This is a genomic window from Candidatus Halobonum tyrrellensis G22, from assembly GCF_000495475.1.
Lineage (GTDB): Archaea > Halobacteriota > Halobacteria > Halobacteriales > Haloferacaceae > Halobonum > Halobonum tyrrellense.
On record NZ_ASGZ01000064.1, the window covers coordinates 77,454 to 95,693 of the forward strand.

Here is an 18,240-nt window from a genome sequence, read left to right on the forward strand (position 1 = left end):
AGTCACTGGTGTATGCCGGCCGACACAGTCATCAGCGGCGGTACGGTCGTGACCGCGACGGACACGTTCGAGGCGGACGTGGCGATAGACGGCGGCGAGATAGCCGCCGTCGGCGCGCCCGACTCGATGCCCGACGCCGACGAGACGGTCGACGCCTCGGGTCTGTTAGTCATGCCCGGGGTCATCGACCCGCACGTCCACGTCGACGACATGTTCTCCATCGACACCCACGAGACGGCGTCGGCGGCGGCGGCGCTCGGGGGCGTCACCTCCTACGTCGACTTCGCGTGGCAGGCGTGGGAGGGCGACCTCTCCATCTTCGACGAGGCGGGGACGCTACTGGAGGGGATCGAGCGGAAACGCGAGAAGGCGGCGGACGCACACGTCGACTACGCGTTCCACGCCGCCATCACCCGCGAGGACCCCGCGGTGCTCGACGAACTCGCCGACGCCGTCGAGGCGGGCGTCTCGTCGTTCAAGATGTTCACCGCCTACGAACACGGGCTCTCGAACGGGTTCATGCACCGCGTGATGGAGGAACTCGCCGACCTGGACGCGGTCGGGGTCTACCACACCGAGGACTCGACCATCACCGACATGCTGACCGAACGCTTCCAGGCGGAGGGGAAGGGGGACCCGACGTACTACCCCAAGTCGCGGCCGGACTACGCGGAGGCGATGGCCGCCGAGGACGCCGTCCGGATGGCGGCCGAGACGGGCGCGAAGTACTACGGTATCCACACCACCTCGCGGAAGGCGGCGGAAGTGATCGACGACTTCCGCGACGACGGCTCGCAGGTCCGCGCGGAGACGTGCACCCACTACACCACGCTCACGGACGACGTCTTCGAGGAGATGGGCAACCTCCCGATGATCGCGCCGCCGATCCGCAAGCGGGACGACGTGGAGGCGATGTTCGAGTACCTCTCGGACGGGACGCTCGACGTCGTCTCGACCGACCACTGCGGCTACGAGCGCGAGTCGAAGGAAGTCGAGAACTGGTGGGACTCCACGTTCGGCGCGAACGCGCTCCAGACCTCGCTGCCGGTGTTTCACGACGAGGCGGTCAACGAACGCGGGTTCTCCTACCCGTTCGTCGTCCGCGTGATGAGCCGGAACCCCGCGCGGGTGTTCGGGATGGCGGGGAAGGGGACGCTCGACCCCGGCACCGACGCCGACGTGGTGCTGTTCGACCCCGACGAGACGTACACGGTCACGGCCGACGACAACGCGTCGAACGCCGACTTCTCCATCTACGAGGGGCGGGAGGTCACCGGGAGAGTGGCGAAGACGTTCGTCCGGGGCGAACTCGTCGCCGACGACGGCGAGGTGGTCGGCGACGCGGGCCGCGGCGAGTTCGTCGAACGCGACCTGCCCGACTGGAGCGTCTGAGCTTCAGGCGTCGGGCCAGCGCTCGATGTACACCGCGGCGTCGGTGTAAAAGTGGATCATGTCCTCACCTTGTGCGTGGAGGTCGCCGAAGAAGGAGTCCTTCCACCCGCCGAAGTGGAAGAACGCCATCGGCGCGGCCGTCCCGGCGTTGACCGCGAGGTTGCCCGCCTCCACCTCGTGGCGGAACCGTCGGGCGTCGGCGCCGCGGTCGGTGAACAGGCTGGCGGCGTTGCCGAACTCGCTGCGGTTCACGATGGAGACGGCGTCGTCGAAGTCGTCCGCGCGCACCAACGCGAGCACCGGGCCGAATATCTCGTCACACGCCACCGTCGCGTCGGGGTCGACGTCGCCGAACACCGTCGGGCCGAGGAAGCTACCCTCCTCGGGTACGTCGGCGTCGCGGCCGTCGTACAGCAGCGTGGCGCCCTCGTCGATGCCCATCTCGACGTACCCCTCGACCGTCTCGCGGTGGTCGTCGGAGACGAGCGGTCCCATCTCGACGCCGTCGGCCATCCCCTCGCCGACGGTCATGTCGGCGACGATGTCGACGAGGCGGTCGACGAACTCGTCGTAGACGGCGTCGTCGACCACCGCGACCGGGTTGGCGAGACACCGCTGGCCGGTGTTGGCGAACGCGGAGCCGACGGTCTGTTCGGCCGCGAACTCGAGGTCCGCCGACTCGGCGACGACGACGTGGTTCTTCGCGCCGCCCTGCGCTTGCACCCGCTTGCCGTTCGCGGCCGCCGTCTCGTAGACGTGCTTCGCGACGGGGGTGCTGCCGACGAACGAGACGCCCTCGATGCCGTCGTGACCGAGGATGGCGTTCACCGTGTCGACGCTCCCGTTGACGAGTTGGACCACGCCGTCGGGGAACCCCGCCTCCGCGGCGAGTTCGACGATGCGCTGGGCGGTGACGGGCGTCTTCTCGCTGGGCTTGAGCAGGAACGCGTTGCCGGTCGCCACCGCGTACGGCATGAACCACAGCGGGATCATCCCGGGGAAGTTGAACGGGGTGACCGCCGCGAACACGCCGAGCGGCTTCCGCACCGCGGTCTCGTCGATGTCGGGGGCGGCGTTCGGCAGGTGACCCCCCTGCATCATCGAGGGGATGCCGCAGGCCACCTCGACGTTCTCGATGCCGCGGCGCAACTCGCCTTTCGCCTCGTCGAACGTCTTGCCGTGTTCGCGGACCAGCGTCTCCGCGAGGTCGTCTTGGTGGTGTTCGAGCAGCGACTTGAGTTCGAACAGCGGCTGGATACGCTCCTCGACGGGCGTCTCGCGCCACTCCTCGAACGCCGCCTGCCCGGCGGCGACGGCGTCGTCCACGTCGTCGTCGGTGCTGAATCCGACGTGGGTGACCGCCTCGCCCGACGCCGAGTCGACCACGTCCCGTCCGTCGTCGCCCGACGGGGCGCGCCACTCGCCGTCGACGTAGTTCCGCACGTCCTCCCAGGGAGTACTCTCTGTCATCTGCTAGGTGGGCGTTCCCGCCCCGCTCAATAAGTCTTTTCGACGATTTCCGAACGAGTCGGGAGAGACCGGACGCTGTCCACGGGATCGGCCGGTTCGAGCGACAGCGTCGTGTGAACCGCGTCGGAGGGCAAAGATTAATCAGCGGCACGCGACCACGTACCACGCACGGATGGCCGACTCCGACTCCCCCGACGCGCCGGGACCGAACCGGACCGAACAGACCGACAGGGAGCACGTCTTCGGGACGTGGTCGTACCAGAAGGACGTCGCGCCGACGGAGGTGGTCGACGCCGACGGGGTGCGTTTCACCACCGCCGACGGCGACGAGTACCTCGACTTCTCCAGTCAGTTGATGTGTTCGAACCTCGGCCACTCCGCCGACAGGGTCGCCGACGCCGTGGCCGACCAGATGCGGGAGGCGGCGTACGTCGCGCCGTCGTACACGACCGAGGCGCGCGCGCGCCTCGGGGAGATGCTCGCGGAGGTGACGCCGGGCGACCTCACGAAGACGTTCTTCTCGACCAGCGGGACCGAGGCCATCGAGGCGGCGATCAAGATCGCGCGCTTCTACACGGGCAAACGGAAGATCGTCTCGCGCTACCGGTCGTACCACGGCGCCACCTACGGGTCGATCAGCGTCACCGGCGACCCCCGGCGGCTCCCCGCCGAACCCGGCATCCCGGGAGTGATCAAGGCGCCCGACCCGTACGCGTACGGGTCGACGCTCGACCCGATGGAGAGCGTCGAGTACATCGACGAGATGCTCGAACTCGAAGGCGACACGGTCGCCGCGGTGTTGGTCGAACCGATCGTCGGGTCGAACGGCATCCTCGTCCCGCCCGCCGAGTACCTCCCGCGGCTGAAGGAGGTCGCTCACGACCACGGCGCGCTGCTGATCTGCGACGAGGTGATGTCGGGGTTCGGCCGGACGGGCGAGTGGTTCGGCTGTGACGTCTTCGGCGTCGAACCGGACATCGTGACGATGGCGAAGGGGCTGACCGGCGCCTACCAACCGCTCGGCGCCACCATCGTCTCGCCGTCGATCGCCGACCACTTCGAGGAGAACATGTTCTGTCACGGCCACACCTACTCGGGCCACCCGGCGGCGGTCGCCGCGGGCGTCGCGGCCATCGAGACGTACCGCGAGGAGAACCTGATCGAACGGGCGCGCGAGACGGGCGAGTACCTCGGCGAGCGGATCGACGATCTGGCGGCCGACCACCCGAGCGTCGGCGACACCCGGGGCGTGGGGCTGTTCCGCGGGATCGAACTGTCGAAGCGGGCCGACGAGCGGGTGCCGTTCGGGACGCGCGAGGACAAGGTGAGTTCGGGGTCGACCGTCGTCGACGAGGTGGCCGCGGCCGCCGCCGACCACGGCACCTACGTGGCGAACATGATCAACACCCTGATCGTCGCCCCGCCGCTGACGATCACGGACGACGAGGTGGACGAGGCGATGGACGCGCTCGACGCCGGACTCGACGTGTCCGACGAGGCGATGGAGGGGTAGCGTCGGGACCGCCGACTCGCCCGGCCGCCCGCGACGGGGAGTATAAGTGCGAGCGGGACCACCCCGAACCGTGTCCCGCCCCGTGGCGTCCGACGTGGAGTTCGACGAGACCGACCTCGCGCTGCTCGAACAGGTCGAGGGGGACTTCGACGTGAGCCTCGAAACCCTCTCCGACCGGCTCGAACTCTCGAAGTCCGCGGTCCACTACCGGCTGAACAAGTTGAAAGACAGCGGCGTCATCACCGGCGTCACCGCCGACCTCGACCCGCTCGCGTTCGGGCTCGACATGGTCGCGCTCACCGAGGTAACCGTCGACCACACCGAGGGGTACTCCGAGACGGTCGGCGAGCGACTCGACGCGGTCGAGGGGGTCGAACGCGTCTACTACACGATGGGTGACGTCGACTTCGTCGCCGTCGTCCGGGTGCAGAACCGCGACCAGATGAACGACGTCATCGACGACATCGTCGCCATCGACGCGGTCGACCAGACCTCCTCCCGGTTCGTCCTCGACGAAATCGGGGGCGACGCCGGCGTCGTCGGCAACGTCCGCGACGAGGCGACCGACGCGCTCCTCGACCGGGAGGGGTAGCGTCGCTCGCGCTCCCCGGTCGCCGAGCCGACCGCGCCGGCACCGTCGGTACGATCGCAATACAATATACATTATCACTTTCATATAATTGTAGTTGACACTCGGCATCGGGCCGGGACACGAACCCGTCGCGGGTGGGTCCGCCGCCACGCCGCACTCGGCGGTTCCCGACCGGGACGTGGCCTGCGCGTCTCACGCCGGCGCCCGCCGTCACGGCACGCTCACCGGTCGTGCCGGCACGCCGCCACGCGCCGCGAACGCCTCGGGCGTCAGAGCCCTCCGTCGGCGTCGACCCCGATCCGAGCGCGGCCGTCGACGAGTGAACCCGGAGCGCCGCGACCGGCCGGCCGACCGCCCCGTACGCCCACGAGTGCGACCGTTCCGACCGCTCGGGCGCCGTCGGCGGGGCGGAGTCGCGAGCGACGGACCGGGTCGCGAGCGCGACGGTACGGCTCGTAGAGGTCACGGAGCGCGTCTCGACGCCGTGTGACCGCGTCGAGACGCCGGATGGTACGACCGGCCGCGAATAGTATCGACTATCATATATAACGATAGACGTGACGAGCTACTGTATCGTCCGTCCCCGCCGCGATCGTCGAACGGGAGCGGTCCGGGCGGGCGGCACCGTGACGGGTCGCTCACCGGGCCGGGGTCACTGCTCGTTCGCCTTGATCGCGAGGACGGGTGCCTCGGCCTGGCGGACGATCCGCGTCGTCGTACTCCCGAGGATGTACCGCTCGAACCCGGTCCGGCCGTGCGTGCCCATCGTGATCAGGTCGATGCCGTTGTCGTCGGCGTAGTCGAGCAGGTCGTTCGACGCGTACCCCTCGCGAACCTCGGTGACGACCTCCACCCCGTCCGAGCGGCCCCGGTCGGCGACCGCCTGCGTCGCTCGCTCCCCCTCGGATTCGAGGCGGTCGAGCACCTCCGTCGGGTGGACGAACCCCGGGCTGACCGCGATCGACCCGATGTCGACGATGTTGACCGCGTGGACGCGCGCGTCGGCCCGCTCGGCGACCGCGAACGCGTGGTCGACGGCCGCCGCCGCGGGGTCGCTCCCGTCGGTGGGGAGGAGGATCTCGTCGTAGTCGTCGTCGACGTCGCTCGCCTCGGTCTCGCGGGTCGTGAGTACCGGCACGTCGGCCATGCGGACGACGCGCTCGGTCACGCTCCCCTCGACGTACCGTTCCAGCCCCGTCCGGCCGTGGGTACCCATCGCGACCAGGTCGGCGTCGTGGTCGTCGACGTAGTCGACGATCCCCCGCGCCGGCTGCCCCCGTACGACCGCGGTTTCGACCGGGACGCCCGCGCCCGCGACGGCTTCGACCGCCTCGACCGCCTCGGCGCCCTGCTGTTCGAGGTGGCCGAGCAGTTCGTCGTTGACCGTGCCGACCGTATCCGGCATCGTGACGACGTTGAGTACGTGGACCGTCGCGTCGAACAGTCGTGCCAGCGCGTACCCGTGTTCTGCGGCCCGAATCGCGTGTTCGCTCCCGTCCGTGGGGACGACGATGGTGTCGTACATGACAGCCGTCAGGTCGCTTTCAGTCATCATAAATCACGACGATAGTTCCCACGCGCCGAGGACCACGCACGGCGCGGAAACGGGCGCGTTCCGCCGCCACGCGGCGGCGCGTCCGCGTCGGGCCGTACCCGCGGTCCGTTCCGTCCCGTTTCCGTCCCCCGGTCGGTCGCGTCAAGACACTGCGTTAACACGTCGTTTCTCCCCTCCCGTCCCTCTCGGAGGGACGGGAACGAGGGTCGACTCCCTGCCAGTTTTCGAGATCGGTGGTCGGGGGCGGCGACGCGGCTCTCACCCGGGGTCGGGGAGCTGAGCCGAGCAGTTCCGGCAGTAGTCGAACCCGGGTTCGTTCCGCGCGCCGCAGTCCGGGCAGGCGACCGCGGCCCGGTCGCCACCGGACCGTTCGTCCGCCCCGTCGGCGGGGTCGGACGAGTCGGGCGGGACGCGGTAGCCGAGCCGTTCGAGCGTCGACGGCTCGGGCCGCCGCTGGGGCGGACCCGGGAGGCCGGCCCGGCCGGTGCGGTCGTCGCCCGCCCGACCGAGGAGGAGTCGCCCCGAGAGGAGGATCCCGAGGCTCGCCGCCACCGACAGCAGGTAGGAAGTGGGGAGACGCTCGGGCAGGCCACCCGCACGGAAGAGTAACTCCACCGTCAGCAGGCACGCGGCGGCCGTACCGAGGAGGTAACACGCCAGGCCGACCCCGTACAACACCAGGCTCGTCGTCCGCTGACGCACCTCTCACGCTCGGGACGCCAGCAGTATCAACCTACGCCCGCCCCGAGCGGCCGCGACGCGACCGGTCGAGCCCCGGCGCGGACGGCGCTCGGCGGGGGTGTCGACTCCCTCCCGCGTCGGCCCGAATCGGCGGGACGGGCGTCCCGTTATCGACGGCCTACGGACGGTTGCCACGGCCGGGACTGGCCGTCGGCCGACCCGTTCTCGGAGGCGACGAACGTGCGGAGCAACGGCGTGATGTCGTCGAAGTTCGGCCCGCGGCGGAGCCGTTCGTCGCCGATATCCCAGTCGACGTACCCCCTCTTCGCGAGCTTCGGCAGGTGCGAGTGGACGAGCTTCGACCGCAGGAGGTCGGCGTCGTCGTCGAGCGTGTCGGACGCGGCCAGCGCCGTCGCCACCTCCGTCTCGGCGAGCGGACTGTGCTCGGAGAGGGCGAACAGCACCGACCGACGGTACGGACTCGTCAACAGCGTCAGCGTACCGTCGAGGAAGACCGGGTCCGAGCCCGGAGCGTGGGACATGTCTACGTGGACGGCCGCCCACGGTATTGTAGTACACCGACTACCGGTCGGTAGGCCCGGATTTACGACGGTTCCGTCCGGCGATACGTTTTCAACCGTTCGAAACGGACGGAACGAATCTCCTCTCCGACCGAACGTCATCGTCGTTCGTCCACGAATCGGCGTTGGACTCGGGGGCGGCGCTCACGGCTCTACTCGCGAGCGCCGACGGGAGGAACACGAACCCGGAGAGGAACGCCGCCGTCCAGTGGAGGAGTCTCGACTGGACCGTCTTCCGGAGTACGCCCACGGCCACTCTTCACCGTTCGGTGGGTATCGTCGCGACTCTCGCCGGTGACGGCCGTAACCCGGTCGAGCGGGACGAGGGGACCCGACTCACACCCGTGCGTCCGTAGAACCGTCTGAAACCGTTCGCCCCTTCGTCGACCACAGGGTACCCGGTGACTCGACGTACGACCGGATCTGCCGCCGTGACCCCGCCGCGGGCACCGTCGACTCCGCGACGGTCACCGCCGCGCGCGACGCCGCCCCGGACGAGGGGGTGTACCCCACTCGCGTCCGGGTTCGGTTCACGGCGACGCGTCGACCCCGCCCCGTCCGGGTTCGAGTCGATAGGGGGCTGACGCCGCCGGGGCTACGGCTCGAGCAGTTCGACCAACGTCCCCTCGGGGTCGCGGACGAACAGGATCCGCGCGCCGCTGTCGGTCGTCTGAGGCGGGCTGAGCGTCTCGACGTCCTCGGGGAGGCCGTCGTAGAACGCGTCGACGTCCGACACCGACAGCCCCAGGTGGGTCGCGCCGGCCTGGTTGACCGACTGGTCGTCGACGGCGGCGCCCTCGGGGTCGTACTCGATGAGTTCGACGCGCACGCCGTCGGCGTCGAGGTGGACGAACGACCCGGTCGCGCCGTCGACGCCGACCGCCGTCGCGAACGACTCGTCCGACAGCGAGAACTCGTCGACCACGTCGAGTCCGAGGACGTCCCGGTAGAACTCCAGCGCTCGGTCGAGGTCCGCGACCGTGACCGCGTAGTGGTGTGCCTGCAGGTCGGTCATCACTCCGGCTTCGACCGGCGGGGTCGAAAGTCCTCCGACACGCTCCAGTCAGCGGCCGGCCGTCGCCTCGGCCGCCCGGCCGACGAGTTCGTCGGGGAGGTAGTCGGCGTTGGCTTCGAGCAGGTCGTCGACCATCGCGTCTATCTCGTCGAGCGTACACGCGGCGGCCGTCAACGGGTCGAGTTTCACCGCCTGCCGGAGCGCCCGCTGGTCGTGGTCGAGCGCCGCCGTCACCGCGAGTCGCTGGACGTCGACGTTCGAGCGGTCGATGGCGGCGAGTTGCGGCGGGAGGTCGCCCACCGCACACGGGGTGACGCCGCGGTCGTCGACCAGACACGGCACCTCGACGCACGCGTCCGATCCGAGGTTCGAGACGGCCCCCTCGGAGTTGCGGACGTTGAGGTTCATCCGGCGGCGCTCGCCCGTCTCCATCGAGTGGATGACCCGCGAGCCGTACTCCTCCGAGCGCTCTATCTCCGGGTCGATCTCGGAGGGGTCCATCTCGCGGGCCTCCTCTTGGTACTCACACCAGTGTTCGAAGTAGCGGCCGGTCGGCATCCAGTCGACGAAGTAGTCGTCGTGGTCCGCCTCGACGACGTACTCCTCGATGGTCGCCTCGTCCGTCCGGAAGTAGGGGACGTACTCGCTCATGTGGTTGCTCGACTCGGTGACGAACGCGTCGAAGTGCCGGAGGATCTCGAAGCGGACGTTGTCCCGGCTGTACGTCTCCGGGTCGTCCATCGCCTCGTAGAGCGCGGGGTACACCGACTTGCCGCCGTGTTCGGCTTCGAGGAACCACGCGACGTGGTTGATCCCCGCCACCGTGTACTCCAGGTCCTCCTTCGGGACCCCGACGTAGTTCGAGATGGCCTCGGCTGTGTGTTGGACGCTGTGACAGAGGCCGACCACGTCGATATCGGTCGCCTCGTCGACCGCCCAACAGAGCATCGCCATCGGGTTGGTGTAGTTGAGCAGTAGCGCGTCCGGACACAGTTCCTCCATGTCGCGCGCGATGTCGAGCATCACCGGCGCGGTGCGCATCGCGCGGAACACGCCGCCGGGTCCGAGCGTGTCGCCGACGGCCTGATTCACGCCGTACTCCTGTGGGATGCGGATCTCGTTTTCGAACGGTTCGCGTCCCCCGACGTGGATGGTGTTGATCACGTAGTCCGCGCCGTCGAGCGCCGCTCGGCGGTCCGTCGTCGGCTCTATCGTGGCGTCGACGTCGTTCTCCGCGACCATCGCGTCGGCCGCCGCCACGGTCCGGTCGAGGCGCTCCTCGTCGACGTCCATCAGCGCGAGCGTGCTCCCCCGGAGTTCGGGGAACGAGAGGATGTCCCCCATCAGGTTGCGCGCGAAGACGATGCTTCCCGCACCGACGAACGCGATCTTCGGCATGCGAACCGCCACGCGGGAGACTGTCATAAGTCATCGGCCGGGTTCGGGCCGGCCGCCCGGTGACGAGCCGTCGGCGTGCACGCCGGGCCGCCGCACGCCTCGTCGACGGCGCGGCGCGCTTCAGCGGTCGGACGGCGAACAGCGGAGCAGTGTCTCGCCGTCGGGCGTCTCGACCACGGCGGCGTCGCCGTCGACCGCGAACGTCGGCCGGCCGTCCGGGGCCGCCTCCGCGCCGGGGCTGGCGGCGACGGCCGCCGCCGTCCAGTGGGTGCCGGGCTGGTACGTCCCCCGGAGCGTCGGGACGACGGTCCGCGGGTGCAGCAGGTTGGTGTTCGGCTCCGCGGCGACGACCGTCGGCTCGCGGCCGCCGAACCCGTCGGCGATACAGCTCACCCCCGCGGGGTAGCGCGCGAGCGCCGTCGCCCCCTCCGTGCGGTGGGTGTACGCCCCCTCGTCGTCGCCCGTCCGGTCGAGCGGGAACCCGCCCTCCTCGGCGTGTAACGTCCGGTCGGTCTCGACGCGGTGGACGCGGACGTGCCACGGGAGGTGGGGCGCCAGCCAGGTGCGGACGGAGACGCCGTCCCACGGCTCCCAGCGGGTGGTGAGCGTCGTTCCGTCCACCGCCGTGTCCGTCGCCGTCGCGGGCGTCGCGTACCGCTCGCCGTCGAGGCTCAACGCGAGCGCGCCGTCGTGGCCCGCCCGCCCCGGTCCGGGCCGGCGGCTCGCGACCGAGAAGCCGAACCGCGCGGAGTAGGCGAACTTGGTGTACTTCTCGCGGCCGTGGACGCTCTCTTGGGGGACCGACAGCGCGAACAGGTGGTCGTGGTCGGCGTCGCCACCCTCGTCGCTCCCGCTCCGACAGAGCACCTTCCCCGCTTCCGGCTGTGCGGTCACGTCCGGGCGGTCGGGCAGCGGCGCCTCGTCGGCCCGCCAGAACGCGTGGTCGGCGGGGAGCGCCAGCGGCAGGAACGCCTTCAGCGCCCAGTAGGGCGAGTTGGGCGAGTTGTAGCTCTCCGACGTCTTCAGCGTCGGGTAGCGGTACCCGACCGACAGCAGCCCCCCGTCGGTGAACACCGGCTGGTCGAGCCACCAGCGGACGTTCCGCGCCCACAGCCCCCTGACCTCCCCCCACGAGAGCGCGTCGGGTTTCGCGTCGCCGAGCGCGAGCGCGCCCCAGAACGCCGCCTGCGCGAACCGGTAGGTGAGGCTCCGACCGTACGGTATCGCGCGCCCCTCGTCGTCGAACCAGTCGACGTGGTGGGTCGCGAACGCCGCCGCGCGCGAGCGGAACCGCTCGGCGCGCTCGGGGTCCTCGTCGCCCGCGAGGTGGGCGTACAACAGCCCGTAGAGGTGCATCGCCCACGGCAGGTAGTAGTCGACCGCGCCCTCGTCGGCCGGCCCGTCGGTGTACCAGCCGTCGCCCCGGTAGAACGACTCCAGCCGGTCGAGCGATTCCTGCGTCCCCTCCCAGTCGTGGCGCGCGCCGACCGCCCGGAGACCGACGTTCACCATCACCCGGAAGAACAGCCAGTTGTTGTCGTGGAGGTCGGCGTCGTTCACCTGCGTCAGCCACGCGACGAGTCGCTCGCGCTCGTTGGCCGACAGCGGCTCCCAGAGTCGTTCGGGCGTCAACGCGAGACCGACGCCGACCGCCGCCATCTCGACGTGTTTCTGCGAGTAGTCGCCCGCCGTCCCCCAGTATTCGTCGTGGGACGGGTCGGTGCCGTGGACCAGCCCCGCCCGGACCGTCTCCCAGTGGCCGAAGTCGGCGTGGACGCCAAGCGGGACGACCCCCCACAGCGGCCGGGCGAACCCCTCCAACTCCGCGGCGACGTCGGGGAAGTGTGCGCCGGTCGCCGTCGGCCGCACCCGCGCGCCCCCCGGGCTGACGTGTGCGAGCAGCGGTTCGACCAACTCGACGACCGCGCGTTCGACCTCCGATCGCGTCCGCAGCGACGACTCGACGGGATTCATACCCCACGGTCGACCATGCGGAGAATAAGCGTGGCGACCGGTCGCGGGCTGTCCGCGTCGTTCCGGGACGGCGCCGACCCGGTCTACCGGTTGTCGTGTTTCCAGCTGTCGATGGGGACCTGCCCGCCGTCGACGCGGAGTTCGTGGCCGTTGACGTAGTCGGCGGCCGGCGAGGCGAGGAACGCCACCGCGTCGGCGATGTCCTCGGGTTCGGCGTACCGCCCCAGCGGGTTGAGCTCCTTGATCTGTTCGTGCGTCTCGTCGGTGAACCCCTCGGTCATCCGCGTGTTGACCCACCCCGGTGCGACCGCGTTGACCCGGACCCCCTCGCGGCCGAGTTCGAGCGCGAGCGACTTTGTCAGCCCGAGCAGCGAGAACTTCCCCACGTCGTACTCGGGGGACATTCCGACGCCGTTCTTCGTGTGGATGGAGGTGATGTTGACCACCTTGCCGTAGCCGCGGTCGACCATCCCGTCGACGACTTCGAGCGTGCAGTTGATCGACCCCCAGAGGTGGACGCCGATGTTGAGTTCGAACCGCTCGCGGAGCGACGCCTCCTCGCCGAGGAACGGGCCGGCGTCGCCGACGCCCGCGTTGTTCACGAGGACGTCCACCGACCCCAGCGCGTCGGTCCCCTCCTCGACCATCGCCTCGACCGCCGCCTGGTCGCTGACGTCGGCCGTGACCGCGACCGCCTCGCCGTCCTCGTTCAGTTCCTCTGCCACCGCCTCGGCGGGGTCGGCTTCGAGGTCGTTGACGATGACGCTCGCCCCGAGGTTCGACAGTTCGCGTGCGATCGCCCGGCCGTTGCCGCGCCCCGCACCCGTCACCAGCGCCGTCCGACCCGAAAGATCGAGATCCATACGAGGGCGTCTCGCGGGCGACTCTTAATCACTGCGTCCGTCCGCGGTCCGTCGGGGCGGCCGTGGCGCCGCCACCGAATCGGGGTCGTGAACTGAGAACGTGCGAATAGCACGAATAGCACCCAATTCGGGATGTTCGTGCTATTCTACCGACTGTCGGTCGGTCCCGCTGTGGTCGGTCCGTCGCGCGAGACGGCCCGGGGTCCGGGACGGGTCGGCCGCGTCGGCGGCGTCGTCCAGACCGGCCGGGGACTCGACCGTCGACGCCGTCCCGCCCGGCTACGCCGGGGCGCAGTCGCGGTCGGCGTCGTCCGCGGGCTCTCGCCCGCGGTTCCGCTCGCGGTCCGCTTCAGCCCCGCCGTCGTCGCCCTCGTCGGACTCGCGGACGAACGTCGACCCCAGCCAGGCCGCCAGCGCGAAGATGGCGTAGATGGCCATGTCCGAGCGCGCCCCCTCGATCACCACCTGGAGGACCACCCCGATCCCGAGCGCCGGGACCGTGAGCAGCGCGGTCCGGACGACCCGCGGTATCCCCTGGTCGGCGGGGAGCGGCGAGGCGAAACTGAACGCGACGCCGAACGCGGTCCCCGCGAACACCAACCCGAGGATGAGGAGGACGTCCGCGGGCGCGAGGAACGGGTAACCCGACAGGTAGTGCAGGGCGATGTAGAACGCGTACAGCGCCACCGACACGCCCAGCGCTCGCCGGACCGCCAGCAGGGCGAGGCGGGGCGGGTCGGGGGAGGTGCGGTTCGTACTCATCCGGTCAGCCTCACCGGTCCTCCGTTTCCGGCCGGTCGGTCGTGTCGGTGTCGACCTCGGCGTCGGTTCCGCCGTCTGTCTCGACGTCGACGCCGCCGTCGGCTTCGACCCCCTCGCCGGTCACGACGTCGCGCGACCCGCGCGGGAGGCGGACCTCCTGGACGAGTTCCTGAATCTCCTCGGGCGGCGCGGGGGTGAACCGCGACACCACGAACGCGACGACGAAGTTGAGGATCGACCCGTAGATGCCGACCCCGAGCGCCCCGAGACCGAGGAACGTCTCGAGGAACGGCTCCTCCAGTCCGAGCACCACGTTCGCGCGCATCAACACGACGAGCACGAGCGTGAAGGTCAGCCCCACGAGAAGGCCCGACACCGCACCCTCCTTGTTCATCCGCTCGTCGAAGATGCCGAGCAGGATCGGCGGGAACAGGCTCGCGGCCGCCAGCCCGAACGCGAGCGCGACCACCTCCGCGACGAACCCGGGCGGGTTGATGCCGAGGTAGGCGGCGACCACCGCGGCGACGAGGATGACCACCCGCGCGACGATCAGCCGCTCGCGCTGGGTGGCCTCGGGGCGGAAGATCTTGTAGTAGATGTCGTGACTGACCGCACTCGACATGGCGATCAGCAGGCCGTCGGCCGTCGAGAGCGCGGCCGCCAGCCCGCCCGCGGCCACGACCCCGATGACGATGGGGGCGAGTCCCGCCACCTCAGGCGTCGAGAGCACGATGATGTCGGGGTCGATGAACACCTCGCTGGCGCTCGCGGTCAGTCCCTGGGTCATCTGGATCACGCCGTCGCCGTTGGCGTCACTGATCCTGAGGAGGCCGGTTTCGGTCCACCGCTGGACCCACGGGATCGACCGCGCCTCCGATACGGCGGTGCCGTTGAGCGTCCGGATCAGGTTGAACTTCGCGAAGATGGCGAGCACCGGCACCATCAGGTAGAGGATGGCGATGAAGAACAGCGCGTAGCCCGCCGACAGCCGCGCCTCCGACGCGCTCGGCACGGTGTAAAAGCGCATGATGACGTGCGGGAGACCGGCGGTCCCGATCATCAGCGTGAGCGCGATGGCGAACACCTGCAGTTGGCTGTACTCGCGGAACGGGACGATGTACTCGCCCATCTGGATCTCCGCTTGCAACTGGGTGAGCCGTCCCGCGATGTCGCTGGTCACGAGCGCCATCTGCGGGAACGGGTTGCCGGTGAGGTTGAGCGAGATGGCGCAGGTCACGATGACGAACGCGACGATGAGGACGAAGTACTGGATCGCCTGCGTCCACGTGATCGCCTTCATCCCGCCGAGCACGCCGATCAGCGCGACCAGCGCGAGCGCCGCGAGGATGCCGAGCACGATGTCCACCCCCAAGAACCGGCTGAGGACGATCCCGACGCCGCGCATCTGGCCCGCGATGTACGTCAGCGAGACGAACAGCGTCGCGAGCGCGGCGACGCCGCGCGCGGTGTTCGAGTAGTAGCGGTCGCCGATGAAGTCGGGGATGGTGTACTCGCCGTACTTCCGGAGGTACGGCGCGATCAGCAGCGCAAGCACGACGTAGCCGCCGGTCCACCCCATCAGGTAGATGGTGCCGTCGTAGCCGAGCGTCGAGACGATACCCGCAAGCGAGATGAACGACGCCGCCGACATCCAGTCGGCCGCCACCGCCGCGCCGTTGACGCTCGCGGGGATGGTCCGGCCGGCGACGTAGAAGTCGTCGGTGTCGGTGACGTGCATCAGGATGGCGACCCCGAAGTAGACGACTAGGGTGCCGACGATCAAGATCAGGCTCCAGGCGTCGACGCCGAGACCCAACTGGAGCGGCACTGCGGGGGTCATCGGTCAGTCCTCCACCCCGAACTCGCGGTCGAGCGCGTTCATCCGCCACGCGTACACGAATATCAGGACGACGAACACGATGATCGACCCCTGCTGGGCGAACCAGAACGACAGCGGGACCTGGCCGAAGGAGACGTCGAACAGCGGCTCCGCCAGCAGGATGCCCGCGAGGAACGACACCGCGAACCAGACCGCGAACAGCGCCCCGATCAGCCTGACGTTCCGCCGCCAGTACTCGCGGAGTTCGGCCTCGTCGGTGGTCCGCTCGGTCGCCTGGTCCGTGGCCGTCTCGGCTCCGGTTTCGACTTTACTCATCGCCGCCGCCTCCCGTCGTGGTGGTGGGTGTCATCGGTCTCGTGTCCGCGTTCGGAGTCGTACTCGCGTTCGTCCGCCGGTCGACGCTCGCGTCTCCGCGTCCGTCCGCCCGCACCGCCGCTCGCTCTCGTGGTCGCACGCGGATCACGCTCCCCGCTTCGCCTGGATCTCGTCGACGATTTCGGGGTTGCGCAGCGTGGAGGTGTCGCCGATGTCGTCGCCGTTGGCGATGTCCTCCAGGAGCCGGCGCATGATCTTCCCCGACCGGGTCTTCGGCAGTTCCGGCGTGAACACGACCGCTTCGGGTCGGGCGATCGGTCCGATCGCGTCTTCGACTGCGGTGACGATCTCGTCGCGGAACTCGTCGGACTCCGCCTGGCCGTCCTCGACGATCACGTACGCGTAGACGGCCTCGCCTTTCACCTCGTGGTCGCCGCCGACCACGGCCGCCTCCGCGACGCCCTCGACCCCGACGATGGCGGACTCTATCTCCATGGTACCGAGGCGGTGGCCCGAGACGTTGAGCACGTCGTCGACGCGGCCGAGGACGGTGATGTAGCCGTCGTCGTCGACTTTCGCGCCGTCCTCGGGGAAGTACACCCAGTCGGCCATGTCCTCGGAGTCCGTATCGGAGTACTCCCGCCAGTACTCGTCGACGAACCGTTCGTCGTTGTTGTACAGCGTCCGCAACATCCCCGGCCACGGCTTCTGGACCGTGAGGTGACCCGCACGCCCGGGGTCGACCGCCTCACCGCTGGGGTCGACGACGCGGACGTCCAGTCCCGGGAGCGCCGGACCCGCGGACCCGGGCTTCATCGTCCCGACCCCCGGGAGGGTGGTCACCATCATCCCGCCGGTCTCGGTCTGCCACCAGGTGTCGACGACGGGACACTCCTCGTCGCCGATATGGTGGTAGTACCACTTCCACGCCCGCGGGTTGATCGGCTCTCCGACCGTTCCCAGGAGCCTGAGACTCGATAGGTCGTGGTCGTCGGGGTACTGGTGGCCCCACTTCATGAACGACCGGATCGCCGTGGGTGCCGTGTACAGTTGGGTCGCCTCGTACTCCTCGATGATCTCCCACAGCCGGTTGCGGTCGGGGTGGTCGGGCGTCCCCTCGTACATCATCGTCGTCGTCCCCAGTGAGAGCGGCCCGTAGACGATGTAGCTGTGGCCGGTGATCCAGCCGATGTCCGCCGAACAGAAGTACGTGTCCTCGGGCTTGATGTCGAGCACCGAGTGTGAGGTCCACGTCACCCACGAGAGATACCCCGCCGTGGTGTGTTTCACCCCCTTGGGTTCGCCGGTGGTACCGGACGTGTACATCAAGAACAGCATGTCCTCGGCGTCGCGGTCGACGGGGTCGACCTCCGCACCCTCGTGGTCGGCCAACAGGTCGTCCCAGTCGTGTTGGGAGTCGTCTAACTCGTGGCCGTGGCCGTCGTCGCCGAGGCGGTCGACCACGACCGTGGTAGTGTCGTGCTCCACGGAATCGAGTCCCTGGTTGGCCTTCTGGAGGTGGTCGAGGGGGTCGCCGCGGCGGTAGTAGCCGTCACAAGTGACGAGGTACTCCGAGTCGGCCGCGTTCATGCGGGTGGCGAGCGCCTCCGCGGAGAAGCCCGCGAAGACGACGCTGTGGGGGGCGCCGATGCGAGCGCACGCGAGCATGGCGACGGGGAGTTGGGGGATCATCGGCATGTACATCGTCACCACGTCGTCCTCGCCGACGCCCATCTCGCGGAGCGCCGCCGCACACTCGTTGACCCGTTCGTACAGGTCGCGGTAGGTGAGGGTGACGTTCTCCTCGTCGGTGGGTTCGCCGACCCACTCGATGGCGGGCTGGTCGCCGCGTTCCTCCAGATGCCGGTCGAGGCAGTTGGCGGAGGCGTTCAGTTCCCCGCCGGTGAACCACTCGTAGAACGGTGGGTCGGAGGCGTCGAGCACTTGGTCGTAGTCGTCGGTCCAGTCGAGCATCGAGGCGGCCCGCTCCCAGCAGTCGGGCCAGTTCTCCTCGAACTCGTCGTAGATGTCCGAATCCGAGACGTTCGCCTGCTCGGCGAACGCGGCCGGCGGCTCGAACGCCTCCTGTTCGGCCAGTCGGGTCTCCAGTTCGACGTCTTGATCCGGCATGGGCGCGTTCACCTCTCCGTCGATGTCTCATAAACGACCATGCTAATTACTCAACGAGCGTGATGGATCGGACGTACCGCGTCGATTCAGCCGATAGAGCGCCTCTCTAGCGATCGTGTCCCTGTGGACCGTGGAGTGGATGCGCGTACGAGGCGTCGG

Annotated in this window: 15 protein-coding genes; 3 read left to right on the forward strand and 12 right to left on the reverse strand. The window is 69.4% G+C overall.

Translation table 11 applies throughout. The annotated features are described in order from the left end of the window. Positions 1-12 precede the first annotated feature (12 nt). Complete coding sequence (locus tag K933_RS15835; RefSeq protein WP_023395764.1) at positions 13-1,392, forward strand: dihydroorotase; 1,380 nt, start codon at positions 13-15, stop codon at positions 1,390-1,392. A gap of 3 nt (positions 1,393-1,395) precedes the next feature. Here the strand turns inward: K933_RS15835 and K933_RS15840 are convergent, their stop codons facing one another. After that, a complete protein-coding gene (locus tag K933_RS15840) occupies positions 1,396-2,862 on the reverse strand; it encodes a CoA-acylating methylmalonate-semialdehyde dehydrogenase (protein WP_049947944.1) in 1,467 nt (488 codons plus the stop codon). Positions 2,863-3,034: 172 nt separating this feature from the next. Between K933_RS15840 and K933_RS15845 the strand changes: the two genes are divergently transcribed. Continuing rightward, positions 3,035-4,375 carry an aminotransferase family protein gene (locus tag K933_RS15845; protein WP_023395766.1) on the forward strand — a complete coding sequence of 447 codons (1,341 nt, stop codon included), beginning with the start codon at positions 3,035-3,037 and terminating at the stop codon, positions 4,373-4,375. Positions 4,376-4,445: 70 nt separating this feature from the next. Next, positions 4,446-4,967 carry an Lrp/AsnC family transcriptional regulator gene (locus K933_RS15850; RefSeq protein ID WP_049947945.1) on the forward strand — a complete coding sequence of 174 codons (522 nt, stop codon included), beginning with the start codon at positions 4,446-4,448 and terminating at the stop codon, positions 4,965-4,967. Positions 4,968-5,619: 652 nt separating this feature from the next. Here the strand turns inward: K933_RS15850 and K933_RS15855 are convergent. From K933_RS15855 to acs, 11 genes are all read right to left on the reverse strand, one after another. Beyond that, on the reverse strand, positions 5,620-6,492 hold the full coding sequence (locus K933_RS15855; protein WP_023395768.1) for a universal stress protein: 873 nt from the start codon (positions 6,490-6,492) through the stop codon (positions 5,620-5,622). 288 nt (positions 6,493-6,780) lie between these two features. Beyond that, a complete protein-coding gene (locus K933_RS15860; RefSeq protein WP_049947946.1) occupies positions 6,781-7,224 on the reverse strand; it encodes a DUF7577 domain-containing protein in 444 nt (147 codons plus the stop codon). Between the two features lie 146 nt (positions 7,225-7,370). Beyond that, the gene (locus K933_RS15865) at positions 7,371-7,745 is read right to left on the reverse strand and encodes a DUF7344 domain-containing protein (protein ID WP_023395770.1); all 375 of its coding nucleotides are present in this window, start codon (positions 7,743-7,745) and stop codon (positions 7,371-7,373) included. Between the two features lie 634 nt (positions 7,746-8,379). After that, complete coding sequence (locus K933_RS15875) at positions 8,380-8,799, reverse strand: VOC family protein (RefSeq protein ID WP_023395772.1); 420 nt, start codon at positions 8,797-8,799, stop codon at positions 8,380-8,382. Positions 8,800-8,847: 48 nt separating this feature from the next. Continuing rightward, positions 8,848-10,197, reverse strand: a complete 1,350-nt coding sequence (melA, locus tag K933_RS15880) for an alpha-galactosidase (RefSeq protein WP_023395773.1) — start codon at positions 10,195-10,197, stop codon at positions 8,848-8,850. Positions 10,198-10,317: 120 nt separating this feature from the next. Beyond that, complete coding sequence (locus tag K933_RS15885; protein ID WP_023395774.1) at positions 10,318-12,171, reverse strand: DUF2264 domain-containing protein; 1,854 nt, start codon at positions 12,169-12,171, stop codon at positions 10,318-10,320. An 83-nt stretch (positions 12,172-12,254) separates the two neighbouring features. Continuing rightward, entirely contained in the window at positions 12,255-13,034 is a 780-nt protein-coding gene (locus K933_RS15890; protein ID WP_023395775.1) for an SDR family NAD(P)-dependent oxidoreductase, read from the reverse strand. A gap of 279 nt (positions 13,035-13,313) precedes the next feature. Further along, the gene (locus tag K933_RS15895; protein ID WP_023395776.1) at positions 13,314-13,796 is read right to left on the reverse strand and encodes a hypothetical protein; all 483 of its coding nucleotides are present in this window, start codon (positions 13,794-13,796) and stop codon (positions 13,314-13,316) included. A gap of 10 nt (positions 13,797-13,806) precedes the next feature. Beyond that, positions 13,807-15,636 carry a sodium:solute symporter family protein gene (locus K933_RS15900; protein ID WP_049947948.1) on the reverse strand — a complete coding sequence of 610 codons (1,830 nt, stop codon included), beginning with the start codon at positions 15,634-15,636 and terminating at the stop codon, positions 13,807-13,809. Positions 15,637-15,639: 3 nt separating this feature from the next. Next, on the reverse strand, positions 15,640-15,951 hold the full coding sequence (locus tag K933_RS15905; RefSeq protein WP_023395778.1) for a DUF4212 domain-containing protein: 312 nt from the start codon (positions 15,949-15,951) through the stop codon (positions 15,640-15,642). Positions 15,952-16,095: 144 nt separating this feature from the next. Continuing rightward, positions 16,096-18,081 (reverse strand): acetate--CoA ligase, encoded by a 1,986-nt coding sequence (gene acs / locus K933_RS15910; protein WP_023395779.1) that lies wholly within the window; start codon positions 18,079-18,081, stop codon positions 16,096-16,098. Between the last annotated feature and the right edge of the window lie 159 nt (positions 18,082-18,240).